The following is a 13558-nucleotide window of genomic DNA, read 5'->3' on the forward strand; positions in this document are numbered from 1 at the left end:
AGTTACAAAGAAAAGGGGTTTTTAAAATGACAAAGACGTTAAAGGGTATGACGTTGGCACTTGGGTTAGCAACTTTACCGATGTTGCTGGGGCTGGTTGTAATGATACTTACTGGTTGGACATGGATTGATACTGATAAGGGATTGGAAAAAATAATTGTTGGTGGCTTGGCATTAATAGTTATTTCGTTTGTTTTATTTGTTCTATTTATTTGGCTGATTGCTGATACTGTGTACGCCATTGTTGTATTGGTACGCGCGTCAACTGAATCAAGCGTTGGCGGAATTGTTAGCACGATTATCACATTGGTTTACAATGCGGTTGTGTTTGCTTGTGTGATAATATTTTTTATGATTTTTGATTACGGGATAGAAATTTGTATGGTGCTGCTGGTTCTGGGGGTTGCAACGATGCTGATGAATATAATTGTCAGTCTTGCTAGTGTTGAGCAGTCGTTGTTGGAAAATGAGAAAACTCCGACCTTCTAGAGGTCGGGGTTTTTGCTTTTTCATAGGAGTTATTGACAGGAAAACATTTTTTGCGTATCCTTAATTTAACAGCTAAAACTTGAATGATAACGAGGTGAGCAATGTGAAGGGGAAAGTGGCTATAATTTTATTACTGGTAATTGCTCTTGGCGGTTTAGGTTTCGGTGTGGTATATTTCTTTTTAAATCAGCCGGAAACAGATAAGAATGTTGCGACTGCAACCGCTGCTAACTCTAGTGATAACAATCAAGTTAGTACACAGAACAATGTAAATTTCAGTGAGTTGTTTGCTGAACTTGGGTTGGATAATAATGGTGGCGAAACCAATGCGTCGGGAGTATTTTACAAAGATGGCATTTTGGTTGCCAGTAAAACGTATTGTTTACCTTCAGATTATGCTCCCGGTGAGAGCTGGGAGGCACGCAGTGCATTTGAAAGTATGGCTGAGGATGCTCGTAATCAGGGCATTGAGCTGACCGCGTTTAGTACTTATCGTGATTATGCCACTCAAGAGCGAATTTATAATCGTTATGTACAGGCGGATGGTCAGGCGGCCGCGGATCGTTATAGTGCTAAGCCGGGATGCAGCGAGCATCAAACCGGACTGGCTTTTGATATTGGCGGACCGGATAGTTCGCGTTGGGCCGAGACAACTTTTGATGGTACCCGTGAAGCTGTTTGGTTGGAGCAAAATGCACATAAATATGGTTTTATTATGCGCTATCCACAAGGAAAAGAGCATATTACCGGATATATGCCGGAATCATGGCACTATCGGTATATCGGCAGTCAAGCCACAGACATTTACAATAGCGGACTCACCTTGGAAGAATATTTAGGAATATAAAAAAGCGACAGAGCCAAATCGGCTCTGTCGCTTTTTGTTTTATTTATCATCGGCACGCCAACCAAGAATTTTTTCGAGGTTAACATTGCGGGTGCTTGAAAGAATGTTATTTTTAATGGCCGGATCAACCGTATCAAGTTGCTTGATGAGCTGCTTAATCTCGCTGCGTTTAGAAGCCGTTCTTCCGGCTGCCACAGTGCAGCCGCAATTCATCGCCTGAATACCATTTTGTTTGGTATAGCGGATGATGTCAGCTTCTTCAACATAATAGAGCGGTCGAATCAATTGCACATCGAAATTTTTTGCCGGCAGAATTGGCAGCATCGATTCAAACTTCCCGGCATAAAAGATGTTGAGCAGAATTGTTTCCAGGACATCATCATAATGATGTCCGAGGGCCAATTTGTTGCAACCATGTTCCGTCGCTTTGGCGTACAGACTGCCACGCCGCATCTGCGCGCACTGGTAGCAAGGGAATTCCTTACTGCGTGCCTCAGCGCGTTCAAAGATGTTATCAGCATAAATCTCTGCCGGTATCTCAAGATGTTTGAGGTTAGCTTCGAGTGCTACCAGGTTTTCTTGATGAAAACCTGGGTTCATAGCGATCAAGACAAGCTCGAAGTCAAAGAGCTTGGTCCGTTGCAAAGCTTGGAACAATTTTGCCAGCAGTAGGCTATCCTTGCCGCCGGAGATGGCGACAGCGATGCGGTCGCCGTCTTCAACGAGGTTGAATTCCTTGATGGCGCGGATAAATGGCGCCCAGAGATGGCGGCGGTAAGTTTTATGGATGCTGCGCTCGATGGTTTGGCAGTCCTGAAGTTCAACTTCGGGAATGATTATCGGGCAGTTAGGGGTTGCGAGTGTTGACATGGTTTTCTCTCCTTTTTCATGTTTTATTATACTTGAATTTGTGGTTGAGGGAAAGGGCTGTTGCAAGACTAGGTGGAGTACATAATTTTAATTATGTACTTTTGGTTTTCTCAAAAAGAATATATAATGAAGGTAATGGGAGAAGTAGCGGAGGTTGATGAAATGGAAAATAAGAAGCCGGAGTATTTATATCACTATACTAATATGGCAAGTTTTAAAAGTATTTATGACAGCGGGACGTTGCGCTTGCATGAACATAAACATTTGAATGATTATAATGAAATCAGATTATTCTTTAAATTAATTCGTCGGGCTGTTGAGGAGTTGTCTGAGGGTGATGTTTTATTTAAGCAATATTATAGCGGTAAACGTTTTTATCCGGAAATTTCAAAGCAGCAGGGGTTAGATACGGTTGATTATTTTGAACAAATGATTATTAGCAATGATTGTTTTAATGTATTTATCCTGTCGCTTTCGGAGTTACCGGATGAGCAAGTGTTATGGAATAATTTTGCTAAGGATTACGGGCTGAACTTTGAGTTATCTTTTGATTTCCTGGAGAGTAAAGTAAATAGCCGGCTGGCTGATGCCAGTGAGTGGGTGCTGCCGCAATATTTTTTACAAAAAGTACATTATATTGATACATTAAGCGATGCAGCTTTGACGGAGTTTCTTGATAAGTGGATTATTGTGCGAAATTATGCCAAGGTAAGCGATTTTGATATGCAGAATGAACATGTTCATCTTGGCGAGAAAGGCAACTTGCCGGGTTATCGCACGGGGATGGATGCACTAAAAGCCTTTAAGTGTACGCCTGATTGTAATTGCGCAAAATGCGACGACTTGGTGACTAAAGCTATCTTGTATGATGGTGATGAACATCGAAACGCAATTTCAACGCTTAAGACCTTAATTAATGATGTGCTCTTCGTCTTAACCCGGTCAACATTTGAGAGCTATGAGGCATTTAAAGATAATTTCGAGGCGCGCTTTTTAAACCGGAGTTCGGATGAACAAAATCAATTAGCGCTCTTTAAAATTTACACCTTACTTTCATATATGGGAACAATTAAAGATAAATTTTACCGCGGTGAAGCAGAATGGCGGATCATCGCTTCTTATGTTCAAGAGGACAGCGCGATTAAGTACGAGTATTACGGAGAGCAATTGCTAACTGCATTTGTCAATTTGGCATGGGATGCTGATGAATATATTACTCAGCGAGTGATGTTGTCAGGGATTTATAATTATATGCACATTGATAAGTTCATTCAACAAGAGAAGAATCTGACAAATTATATAAAAGATACTGAAATAAGCGTAAGCATTTCTCGGGCTTTTTTAAGAAAATAATCATAGCGGAGATACTTCCAGCGTTGCTGGAAGTATCTCCGTTTATTTTTGGTAGCCGACTGCGCTAAAAATTATGCTTGTGGACGGCAATCGGGTTTGTTATAATTGGAACAATATATTAAAAGAGGTGATTTGTATGAATGAGATTTTAGCAAAGTTTGCAGTGATTGACGGAGAGCGGATTATGTTGCGACCGGTTAAGGTAAGTGATGCTGAAGCTATGTTTGCATACACCAGTAAGCCGGAGGTAGTTAAGTTTATTACTTTACTGGTGAGTGAGAGTGTAGAGCAGACGCGTAAGGGGATTGCTGATTATTTTGAAGTAGCGCCTTTAGGCAAGTACGGACTTGCATTGAAATCAAGCGGAGCCTTTATGGGGACGCTTGATATTCGGGTTGATGAAGAGAATAAGTCAGCTGAGATTGGTTACGCTTTGAATCCTGAGTTTCAAGGGCATGGCTATATGAGTGAAGCGGTTGATTTGTTGTTATCGCTTGGTTTTAAAGAGCTTGGTTTGGAGCGGATGTTCGCCATGTGTGCGGCACAGAATACGCCGTCTGAGCGAGTGATGATTCGGGCCGGGATGACTTATGAGGGAACGTTGCGTAAGGCTTCGTTCCATAAGGATATGTTTTTGGATATGAAGTATTATTCGATATTGAAAGACGAGTATTTTGCTGCGAAGTAGTGAGCGGGTGGTTGTATGAGTAGTTATAATGAGGTGCTTGCGGAGCACCGTTATCTTGAAAGTGAACGCTTGCATTTGCGTCCGGCGCACCTCGATGATGCGCCGGCGTTGTTTGCTATGAGCCAGAGTGCTGAGTTCCTGAGGTATATGACGTGGAGTGCTGATAGGGATCTGGCTGGCGCCGAGCGACGCCTGGCTTCTTACTATATTGGTGCGCCGCTTGGTAAGTACGCGGTGGAGCTGAAAGCGACAGGGGCGTGTATTGGTTTTGTTGATTTACATTTTTTTGATGAGGTGGCGCGCAGTGCTGAGATAGGTTATTTGCTGAATCCCGAGTTTCAGGGGCATTGCTATGTGACAGAAGCGTGTAAGTGTTTGCTTGCACTTGGATTTGAGGTGCTAGATCTGGTGCGGATAAGTGCGCGTTGTGATGTGCGCAATGAGGCATCGCTTGCTGTGATGGAGCGTATCGGGATGCAGCGCGAGGCTTTGATGCGGCGGCAGGAGTTCTGCAAGGATGAGTTTTGTGATATGTTGCATTACTCGATTTTGGATACAGACTATTTTGGGTAGAATGTTGAAAGCAACGGGTGCTTGTCACCCGTTGCTTTTTCTTTTCCTCCCATAGACTTTGGGCAGTAAAATTGTTACAATAGAGGCAGAATATTTTTTGTAGCAGAGGAGCGGACATGCAATGAATGACAAGAAAAGTTTTTATATTACTACGCCGATTTATTATCCGAGCGGCAATCCGCATATTGGGACGGCCTATACGACGGTAGCTGCGGATACGATGGCGCGGTATAAGAAGTTGCAGGGATACAATGTGCGCTTTTTGACTGGTACTGATGAGCATGGTCAGAAGATTGAGGAGCGTGCGCTTCAAGCAGGGATGACACCACAAGCGTTCGTTGATGGCCAGACTGAGATTTTTAAGCAGCTTTGGGAATTAATGGATATTGAATATGATGATTTTATCCGCACAACTGAGGAGCGTCATAAGGTTTTAGTGCAGAAGATTTTTCAGTATTTTGTTGATAATGGTGATATTTATAAGGGTGAGTATGAGGGTTGGTATTCAGTTTCTGATGAGGAGTTCTTTACTGAAACTCAACTTGCTGAAGTGTATCGCGATGATGCCGGTAAAGTTATTGGCGGGAAGGCACCGAGTGGTCACGAGGTGGAGCTGGTAAAGGAAGAATCATATTTCTTCAAGATGAGTAAGTATGCTGATCGTTTGTTGGCTTATTATGAATCGCATCCTGAGTTCATTCAGCCGGAGTCGCGGATGAATGAGATGATTAATAACTTTATCAAGCCTGGGCTTGAGGATTTGTCGGTAACCCGTACGTCATTCAAGTGGGGTGTTCAGGTGCCTAATGATCCGGAACATGTGATTTATGTTTGGATTGATGCGCTTTCTAATTATATTACTGCGCTTGGTTTTATGAGTGATGACGATTCATTGTTCCAAGAATTCTGGCCGGCACAGGTTCAGTTGATTGGGAAAGAGATTGTACGGTTCCATACGATTTATTGGCCGATTATGTTGATGGCGCTCGATTTGCCGTTACCGGAGAAGATTTTCGGGCATGGTTGGCTGTTGATGAAAGACGGTAAGATGTCTAAGTCAAAAGGGAATGTTGTTGATCCATTTATGATTGTTGAACGTTATGGTTTAGATCCGTTGCGTTACTATCTAATGCGTGAAATTCCGTTTGGTTCAGATGGTATTTTTACTCCGGAAAGTTTTATTGAACGAATCAATTTTGATTTGGTGAATGATTTAGGAAACTTATTAAGCCGGAGTGTCGCGATGGTTGAAAAGTATTTCGGCGGCGTAGTGCCAAGATATACTGAAGATATGACGGATGCTGATACTGACTTGATGAATATTGCTGATGCGCAGATTGCCGCGTTTACTGATGCGATGGATAACTTACAATTTTCGGTGGCATTAACTGAGTTATGGAAATATATTGGCGCTGCCAATAAGTATATTGATGTGACTACTCCGTGGCTTCTTGCTAAAGACGAAGCTAAAAAAGATGAGCTGGCGAATGTGATGAGTCATCTCATCCAAGTTTTATATCGTGTAGGGATTATGCTGCAACCGTTTTTAACTGAAGCACCGAAGAAGATTTTTGAACAGATTGGTATTCAGGTAAATGGAACTGTTGCCTGGAGTGAGCTTGATAATTTGTCGGCGTGTGATGATAACGTTGTGCACAAAGGGGCATCATTGTTTGAGCGGCTTGATTTGCCGGTTGAAGTGGAATATATTCAAATGAAAATGAAAGGTGGAGTTAGCATGAGTGAAGAAACTAAAGTGACGGACGTTACCGAAGAGGTAGTTGGTGAAGCGGCGCCAGAAATTGGTATTGATGATTTTGATAAGGTGCACATGCATGTTGGTCAAATTCTGAAGGCTGAAAAACACCCGAAAGCGGACCGCTTGCTGGTGTTCCAAGTTGATTTCGGACCGCTTGGTGAACGCCAAATTGTTTCTGGTATCGCTGAGTACTACAATCCGGACGAACTTGCAGGACGCAAAGTTATTGCGGTAACCAACTTGGCGCCAGTGAAATTGCGTGGCGTGGATTCTAATGGTATGTTGTTGACTGCTGAGAGCGGCGACGACGTGAGTCTTTTGGATCCGGGAGCTGTTGCGGCATTGGGATCTAGAATATTATAGGAAGCTTAAAAAGAACACCCATATGGGTGTTCTTTTTTTATTAAAGTGAAATTTTCATTACAGTAATAATATTATGGTTTAAAATGTGATAAAAGCGGTAAAATAATGTTAAGAAGATGATAGATTATGAAGAAACTCATTTCGACATTGACAGTTACAGCTTTGATAACAGTATTTGGCTCGGGACTTTTCCAACCGCTACATACTTATGCATTTTCTGATGAAGGTAGTCATACTGAGATTATCCTTAATCAGTCGCCGACAGTACTGGATAGAGGGCAAGGGCCGAATGGCCGGCCACCGAAAGCGGGGGCAATTTATTTAACTCCAAAACAAGCAAGATGTGTTATAGCAACGTATAGTGCAATCGGAGCATTAGTAATAAGCGGTGGCTCAGCTTGGTGGACAGGACCATGGGCTATTATATCTGGTTGCCTAATTTAAGAATCTTATAGATGAGGTGGTTTATTATGAATAAGAGACTGCTCAGAAGAATTTTGTTCTTGGTCGGCTATACTATTTATATGTTTGTTATTTTTACTTGGCTGGGTGGAATATCAACATGGTCGGTAATTCTTCTGCTTATTGGTTTAGTTGGCGGAATTGCTATAGAATTAGTTTTGGCCAAGAAACGAAATGATATTTAGAAGTAAAAAAACAGTGAGATTTATCTCACTGTTTTTTTGTTTCTCCTGAGTCTTCAGCAACAACTAAATGTATTTAATCGCTTTTTGGATATTTTCACTAGCTCGTTAAATTTGATTAGAGCGAGTTAGTAGTTGATGCTAATACTGTAAAAGAGTAGAAAAATATTGCTTTTTTGCTGAGTATAGTGTACATTTACACTATACAATAACTAATTTTTGGGAAATTGAAAATAATATGTTTTGAAATAATAATGTTATTTTATTCAAAAGGAACTGTAAAAATCTCCAATTTTAAATATCTGACACATTTCCAATGTCCGTATATTGAAAAAATGGAGTGTTTTATAATGAAAAACGTAAATAAAATTTGGAATAAAAGTTTATTATCAGCGGTCTTAGCTAGTTTACTCATGGTGAGCTCAATGGCTCTGCTGGGACAAGGTGCAAGTGCAATGGCTACACCAACAGTTAGTAAGGTGAATGTTGAGACAATATCAGTTGATGCTATCTTTCCGGAATTAACGCTGACTAAACCAACAACGATATTTACTGGTACTAAAACTATTTCGATTCCGATTCCTGCTGAACTGCTTCCAGCAGCTGCTCTGATTGGTGATGCTAAACTTGAAATTACCTATGAACTGGCGCAAGTATTACTTCAGAATTTAGGTATCAATAATTTGATTAGAACAGTTGATAATGCAGCATCCAAAATTATGGAGTTTCTTAATGAAAGTGAACTTTTGGGATTTAATGTCAATTTTGATGAAGTATATGCAGCCTTAGACGTGCAAAATTTTTGGGAATCTATGCCAACAGCTTTAATTAATTCACCAATTACGTTGTCAACCGATGGTGTAAATGTAAATGTTACATTTGAAGAGACTGCATTTGCTAACATCATGGTGCTTGTTGAAGCGGCACTTGCTAACATTAGCAATGCTATTCATGCTGTTCAGCTTACCGGACAAGGTGTTGTTGGAACTTTTATAGCTAGAACAGTTATGGATTTATGGGTTGTGGTAGAAGATGTTTATGACTTATTTGCCCAAACGGTAAGTGATATTGTAGAAACAGTAGACTTTCTGACATTGATGGAACATCATATTTTAGATATAATAGCTGAAATCGAAGAATTTTATGCAATACCGGCAGAATAATAATAAAAAGATATAAGAGTCTAACTCTTATATCTTTTTATTTTTCCTGAGTCTTCAGCAACAATTCAATATACTCAATTGCTTTCTGAATATTTTCATCGGATAATTGGTCGATGTGATCAATTATCTCTGCATTGGTGGGATTCTCCACGAGAACATTCACCGGTTCTTTGAATTTAGTTAGACCGAGTAAGTAGTCAGTGCTGACGTTGAAGATTTTGCTGATGTTGACGATCGTTTTCATGTCGGGTTCGTTGCGATTGGTTTCATATTTTGAATATGACTGTTGACTAATGTTGAGTTTCTTGCTGATTTTGTCCTGGGACCAATCATTTTTCTCTCGTAGATTTGCAAGTCGCTTTCCAAAGTTCATGCTATCACGCTCCTATGGTTATTTTACGCTAAAAGGTTGTAACCTATATTGACTTATTCTCTAAAAGCGTGATAAAATATTATTACAACCTATGGTTGTTGAAAGGTGGCTGGTAGAGGTATAGAGGAAAGAGTTCCGGGGGATGCGTGTTCAATATTTTCTGGGGGAATGCAACTTAATTCGCGGGGGATAAGTAATTGAATCGGACATACTTATTTTGCAACCGATTGTTACTTTATAAATATAAAAAAAGAGATTGATGGGCAATCTCTTTTTTGTTTATCTAAACGTATTTGTGGATCGCATAAATCAATAATTGTATTCTGTTATCCACCTCAGAAGTTTATTATACGGGATGCAATCAGTAGAAGCAATAATGTTAAAAAGTTCAGCGTAATTGACGATTTTGTGAAAACGCTTCACTAGTGTGTGAAAAAATTGTATAATGAAATTATATTATTAGAATCTTTATATTATTGGGATGTAGTTATAGATGGATATTAGTAGTTTTTCATTATGGGAAAAATATACCAACGCTGAAGTGGCGGATGGTTTTTCGTGTGCACCTCAAGGTGGAATGCGGAAATCAAATAAGAATAATTGTTTGGTGCTGATTGTGAATCATACGAAAGGTCTCTATGATGATCAATGGCAAAATGATAGAGTTATTCATTATACCGGAATGGGGATGACTGGAGATCAGAAGTTAAGTGGACAAAATTCAACTTTAGCTGATTCGAATACAAATGGAGTCACTGTTCACTTGTTTGAGGTTTTTCATGCAAATGAATACATATATTGTGGAACTGCTACGCTTGTAGATGAGTTCTTCTGGTCTGAACAACTAGATAGTGATAATGTGGTGCGAAACGTTATTATGTTTCCGCTTGAGCTAGATGTAAAAGAAATACCGAATGATATTATTGAATTACGAAGTATAGCAAAAGGTAATACTTTTGAGCGAGGAATAAAAAAAGTAAAGAAACTGAACTATGATGAATTGGCAAGGTTGGCACATAAAAGAAGCGAGATTAATAGGTTTACTTTACGTGAAACCACAACTAAAGTTTATGGGCGAGATCCTGTTATTGCAACATTTACCAAACAAAGAGCTAAAGGTGTTTGTGAGTTATGTGGCGAGGATGCACCATTTAAAGATAAACAAGGAGAACCATATTTAGAATGTCATCATATTGTATGGCTCTCTAGAGGTGGAGAAGATACGATAGAGAATACTGTTGCCTTATGTCCTAATTGTCATCGGAGGGTGCATGTTTTGGAGATTGATTTAGATATAAAAATGTTGATCGGATTAATAGAGGAATAGTGTATGAAGTATGAACTAATTTTTACAGGGACAAATGAAGCACAACAGAATTTTTTTGATTCAAATATATATATATTAACTGCTGTTCCAGAAAATAAAAAGGAACTAATCTCAATTATGAAAGAGATTACCACTCAAAAATATAAAAACTCGTGGCTTAGTAAAATTTCAGACGAAATAGATTATGAGTCATTCTCTATAAGAATTGATGAAACAGTGGAAATGATTCAAAAGATAATTAATAAAAATGAAAATGTTGTTGGTGTTAATTGTGAGATGGCTGAATACTTAGTATCGATGATCGCAATGCTAACACTAGAGGATCGATTAAAACACCAACGAGTAATTCTGCCAGAACTTATAAAAGACAAAAAATCTGGTAATCCTGGATTCGACTTTTTAACTATATGTGCAGATGATAATATTGTTTTTGGAGAAGCAAAATACAAAAATGGCAGCAGCCATTATATTGCTGCATTGCAACAAGTAGAAAAATTTTTGGCCTTAAAGAAAACTAATAGAGACGTAACAGAAATTAGAAGTTTTTTACCAGAAAAATCAATAATAAATTTTCGTGAAAAAAGTTATAAGATTGCGATTGGATTTTCAAATATATCAAAAGATGAACAACTTATTAAAAAACTGTCAAAGCATCCGTCAGTAAATAGTATACTCTCCAAAACAAGTATAAAAGCATTGTTTTGTGTTGGAGTGAAATTGAGAGGGATTGGGGATTAATGGGAACATTACTGAATGAATTATTAGATGGTACTATGAACTTTGATGAAATCATGAATGAGTGTGAAAGAGATATTTTTTTTAACGGTCCAATTGGTGCAGACACGCTTGAAAAACTTGCCTATATAAAAGAATATTATCCAGAAATATTTAAACCTTGGGAAGAAAAAATATTAAATATAATGGGATTGTTTTACAAAGATATTTCGCCAGATTTTGATGATTTAGAAGGACTAATTTTTTCTCTATATAATAAAACTATTAATGCTAATGTGAATAATATAAAATTTACTCCTGTTCAAAACAGTATTAGAGCAAAGATTGACTCAAATAAAGTTTACAGTTTCTCTGCCCCTACTGGTATTGGGAAATCTTATGTATTTACTTCTTTAATAACTAAAGCAACCGGCGATATTGTTATTATCGTTCCATCGAGGGCGCTAATAAATGAATACTTAATTAAACTTGATACTTTGAATTTAGCTAAAAATGTAAGTGTTCTACCATTTGTAGACATTATTAATAAAAAAAACACTTCCCGTAGGATATTTGTTTTGACCCCAGAACGTGCCAGAATGTTGTTTAAGTTCAAGTCGGATATTCAACTAGAACTAGTCTTAGTTGATGAAGCACAATTAATAAATGATGCAGGTTTTAGGAGTGTACTATATGATTCTGTGATTAGAAGAATTAATAAATTTTTTTTGAAAGCAAAGATTGTTTTTGCACATCCCTTTGTGGCTAATCCTGAAGCGCAAATATCGAGAAATAAACTAGACTTAAACCAGAAAAGCTCATCTACCTTATACAAAGAGAAATCGGTTGGCCAGATGTTTTTGGCCTATGATGAGAATAATGATGAATTTTTCCACTTTGGAATTAACATAAAAGTATTTGGCAATAGAAGGGTTAAAACTATCCAAGATCCTATTAAGCGGAAACTCCTTAATGGATCAACATTGTTGGTGTATACTTCTAAGGCTAAGATATATAGACATGAATATTTGCAAAGTAAATGGTTCAAAGAATATATCGATTCAATTAATGTCCCATATAATAAAGTTGCTCCCTATGTTGAAAAGCTAGAAAAAATTATAGGCGGAGATGTTGAAGAAAGCAAGTTAGAGTACTCTGCTACACTAAGTTTACTTAAACAAGGGGTAGCCATGCACCATGGTTCTTTACCTCTAAATGCTCGAGTTGTCATTGAAGAGTTTATTAAATCTGGGTATTGTAAAATATGTTTTTGTACATCAACATTAGCTCAAGGGATAAATATGCCATTTGATATTGTTTGGATTGATAAATGGGAGGGGGAAGCGCTACTATTAAAGAATATTATAGGTAGAGCTGGACGGCCAACAATAAATGATGAATTTGACTATGGGTTAGTAGTTTTAGGGAAATTAAGTCATATTCCTAAAATGCGTAAATTGATAACAGTAGAACCAACCCTAAATAGTACTTCTTTGTTAGACATTGATCAAGAAGATCAAAGTTTAGATACTGAATTCACTGAATTTATTTCAGCAATAATAACGGATGACTTTAATGATGACTTTTCTTTGCCTAATAGTGTTATAGAGAGATTTTCCGGTATTGAATTAGATCAATTATTAGAAAGGATATTAATGATTTTATTTCCAGTTGATAGTAAAACAATAATTTCTCCTATACAGTATAAAGAAATGACTAAAGCTCGTAGAGAAGAGTTAAAAGAGTGTTTTCGTTCTTTATATGAGAATTACTTATTGAGAAAGTTAACAAAAACAGAGAAATCTGTTTTATCAACTGCTATACAAATTTTTATCTGGAAAATTGGTGGGAAAACCTTTCGTGAGATTGTTCGTTATAGATATCGGTATATTCTCTCCAAAGATGAGACGGGTAGTATGAAATTAAGATTTACTCATAAAGTTGTAAATTTTCCAGATAAAGAAGCAAAGAACCTGATACCATTATTTCATATTGAAAATGGAATAGATGCATTTAGTTATGACCAACTTATTTTTGATACTTATGACTATTTAGATAAGATAATAGATTTCAAGCTGTTAGATGTTTTTTGGGCACAATTTATGAAATACGCAGAAAGAAATAAAATTACAGAACCAGTATACTTTGAAAAAGCAATAACCTTTTGTAATCTAATAAAGTATGGTAGATTTGAAGAAAAAGAAATATTACTTTTAAGATATGGTATATCTTCTGACAATATTGAACAGGTTATCAAGTGTGTGGAAGAAATATCAGATGAAGAACTAATTTTAGATAGAGAAAAAGTGATGGAGTTAGAGGAAGAAGTAATTAAGGAAGTCAAAAGGTATTTATAAAATAAGTGGGTTTACATTGTGATTTAATGGCAAAAAACC

General features: G+C 37.8%; 14 protein-coding genes. 12 read left to right on the forward strand and 2 right to left on the reverse strand.

Annotated features, from left to right (window positions below; genetic code table 11):
• The first annotated feature begins 26 nt into the window (after positions 1-26).
• Together FEZ08_RS01845 and FEZ08_RS01850 are read left to right on the forward strand one after the other, a co-directional pair.
• Entirely contained in the window at positions 27-488 is a 462-nt protein-coding gene (locus FEZ08_RS01845; RefSeq protein ID WP_138189994.1) for a hypothetical protein, read from the forward strand.
• A gap of 115 nt (positions 489-603) precedes the next feature.
• Entirely contained in the window at positions 604-1335 is a 732-nt protein-coding gene (locus FEZ08_RS01850; RefSeq protein WP_199287988.1) for a M15 family metallopeptidase, read from the forward strand.
• Positions 1336-1374: 39 nt separating this feature from the next.
• Here FEZ08_RS01850 and FEZ08_RS01855 read toward each other — a convergent pair whose 3' ends face one another.
• Complete coding sequence (locus tag FEZ08_RS01855; RefSeq protein ID WP_138189996.1) at positions 1375-2205, reverse strand: tRNA 2-thiocytidine biosynthesis TtcA family protein; 831 nt, start codon at positions 2203-2205, stop codon at positions 1375-1377.
• A 162-nt stretch (positions 2206-2367) separates the two neighbouring features.
• Between FEZ08_RS01855 and FEZ08_RS01860 the strand changes: the two genes are divergently transcribed.
• From FEZ08_RS01860 to FEZ08_RS01885, 7 genes are all read left to right on the forward strand, one after another.
• Positions 2368-3558 (forward strand): hypothetical protein, encoded by a 1191-nt coding sequence (locus FEZ08_RS01860; RefSeq protein ID WP_171014880.1) that lies wholly within the window; start codon positions 2368-2370, stop codon positions 3556-3558.
• 136 nt (positions 3559-3694) lie between these two features.
• Positions 3695-4246 carry a GNAT family N-acetyltransferase gene (locus FEZ08_RS01865; protein ID WP_138189998.1) on the forward strand — a complete coding sequence of 184 codons (552 nt, stop codon included), beginning with the start codon at positions 3695-3697 and terminating at the stop codon, positions 4244-4246.
• Positions 4247-4261: 15 nt separating this feature from the next.
• Positions 4262-4819 (forward strand): GNAT family N-acetyltransferase, encoded by a 558-nt coding sequence (locus FEZ08_RS01870; RefSeq protein ID WP_138189999.1) that lies wholly within the window; start codon positions 4262-4264, stop codon positions 4817-4819.
• Between the two features lie 121 nt (positions 4820-4940).
• Positions 4941-6941 (forward strand): methionine--tRNA ligase, encoded by a 2001-nt coding sequence (metG, locus tag FEZ08_RS01875; RefSeq protein WP_138190000.1) that lies wholly within the window; start codon positions 4941-4943, stop codon positions 6939-6941.
• 126 nt (positions 6942-7067) lie between these two features.
• Positions 7068-7385 carry a hypothetical protein gene (locus FEZ08_RS01880; protein ID WP_138190001.1) on the forward strand — a complete coding sequence of 106 codons (318 nt, stop codon included), beginning with the start codon at positions 7068-7070 and terminating at the stop codon, positions 7383-7385.
• 26 nt (positions 7386-7411) lie between these two features.
• A complete protein-coding gene (locus FEZ08_RS12165) occupies positions 7412-7588 on the forward strand; it encodes a hypothetical protein (protein WP_171014881.1) in 177 nt (58 codons plus the stop codon).
• 347 nt (positions 7589-7935) lie between these two features.
• Positions 7936-8748, forward strand: coding sequence for an adhesive domain-containing protein (locus FEZ08_RS01885; protein ID WP_138190002.1), 813 nt, complete (start codon positions 7936-7938; stop codon positions 8746-8748).
• 37 nt (positions 8749-8785) lie between these two features.
• Here the strand turns inward: FEZ08_RS01885 and FEZ08_RS01890 are convergent, their stop codons facing one another.
• Positions 8786-9121 (reverse strand): helix-turn-helix domain-containing protein, encoded by a 336-nt coding sequence (locus FEZ08_RS01890; protein WP_138190003.1) that lies wholly within the window; start codon positions 9119-9121, stop codon positions 8786-8788.
• 493 nt (positions 9122-9614) lie between these two features.
• On the opposite strand from FEZ08_RS01890, the gene FEZ08_RS01895 reads away from it, so the two are divergent.
• The 3 genes from FEZ08_RS01895 to FEZ08_RS01905 are packed head-to-tail and all read left to right on the forward strand — an operon-like array spanning position 9615 to position 13519.
• Positions 9615-10448, forward strand: coding sequence for an HNH endonuclease (locus FEZ08_RS01895; RefSeq protein ID WP_138190004.1), 834 nt, complete (start codon positions 9615-9617; stop codon positions 10446-10448).
• Positions 10449-10451: 3 nt separating this feature from the next.
• Complete coding sequence (locus tag FEZ08_RS01900; protein WP_138190005.1) at positions 10452-11186, forward strand: hypothetical protein; 735 nt, start codon at positions 10452-10454, stop codon at positions 11184-11186.
• Positions 11186-13519 (forward strand): DEAD/DEAH box helicase, encoded by a 2334-nt coding sequence (locus FEZ08_RS01905; RefSeq protein WP_138190006.1) that lies wholly within the window; start codon positions 11186-11188, stop codon positions 13517-13519. The genes FEZ08_RS01900 and FEZ08_RS01905 overlap by 1 nt, the downstream gene beginning before the upstream one ends.
• Positions 13520-13558: the final 39 nt, after the last annotated feature.

It is taken from the genome of Culicoidibacter larvae (assembly GCF_005771635.1).
Classification (GTDB): Bacteria; Bacillota_I; Bacilli_A; order Culicoidibacterales; family Culicoidibacteraceae; genus Culicoidibacter; species Culicoidibacter larvae.

What these genes read in the sequence shown, in the direction of transcription:
- FEZ08_RS01895 (WP_138190004.1), top strand. Translation starts at nt 9,615, where the DNA reads ATGGATATTAGTAGTTTTTCATTATGGGAAAAATATACCAACGCTGAA.
- FEZ08_RS01885 (WP_138190002.1), top strand. Translation starts at nt 7,936, where the DNA reads ATGAAAAACGTAAATAAAATTTGGAATAAAAGTTTATTATCAGCGGTC.
- FEZ08_RS01870 (WP_138189999.1), top strand. Translation starts at nt 4,262, where the DNA reads ATGAGTAGTTATAATGAGGTGCTTGCGGAGCACCGTTATCTTGAAAGT.
- FEZ08_RS01905 (WP_138190006.1), top strand. Translation starts at nt 11,186, where the DNA reads ATGGGAACATTACTGAATGAATTATTAGATGGTACTATGAACTTTGAT.
- FEZ08_RS01890 (WP_138190003.1), bottom strand. Translation starts at nt 9,121, where the DNA reads ATGAACTTTGGAAAGCGACTTGCAAATCTACGAGAGAAAAATGATTGG.
- FEZ08_RS01880 (WP_138190001.1), top strand. Translation starts at nt 7,068, where the DNA reads ATGAAGAAACTCATTTCGACATTGACAGTTACAGCTTTGATAACAGTA.
- metG (WP_138190000.1), top strand. Translation starts at nt 4,941, where the DNA reads ATGAATGACAAGAAAAGTTTTTATATTACTACGCCGATTTATTATCCG.
- FEZ08_RS01860 (WP_171014880.1), top strand. Translation starts at nt 2,368, where the DNA reads ATGGAAAATAAGAAGCCGGAGTATTTATATCACTATACTAATATGGCA.
- FEZ08_RS12165 (WP_171014881.1), top strand. Translation starts at nt 7,412, where the DNA reads ATGAATAAGAGACTGCTCAGAAGAATTTTGTTCTTGGTCGGCTATACT.
- FEZ08_RS01845 (WP_138189994.1), top strand. Translation starts at nt 27, where the DNA reads ATGACAAAGACGTTAAAGGGTATGACGTTGGCACTTGGGTTAGCAACT.
- FEZ08_RS01900 (WP_138190005.1), top strand. Translation starts at nt 10,452, where the DNA reads ATGAAGTATGAACTAATTTTTACAGGGACAAATGAAGCACAACAGAAT.
- FEZ08_RS01855 (WP_138189996.1), bottom strand. Translation starts at nt 2,205, where the DNA reads ATGTCAACACTCGCAACCCCTAACTGCCCGATAATCATTCCCGAAGTT.
- FEZ08_RS01865 (WP_138189998.1), top strand. Translation starts at nt 3,695, where the DNA reads ATGAATGAGATTTTAGCAAAGTTTGCAGTGATTGACGGAGAGCGGATT.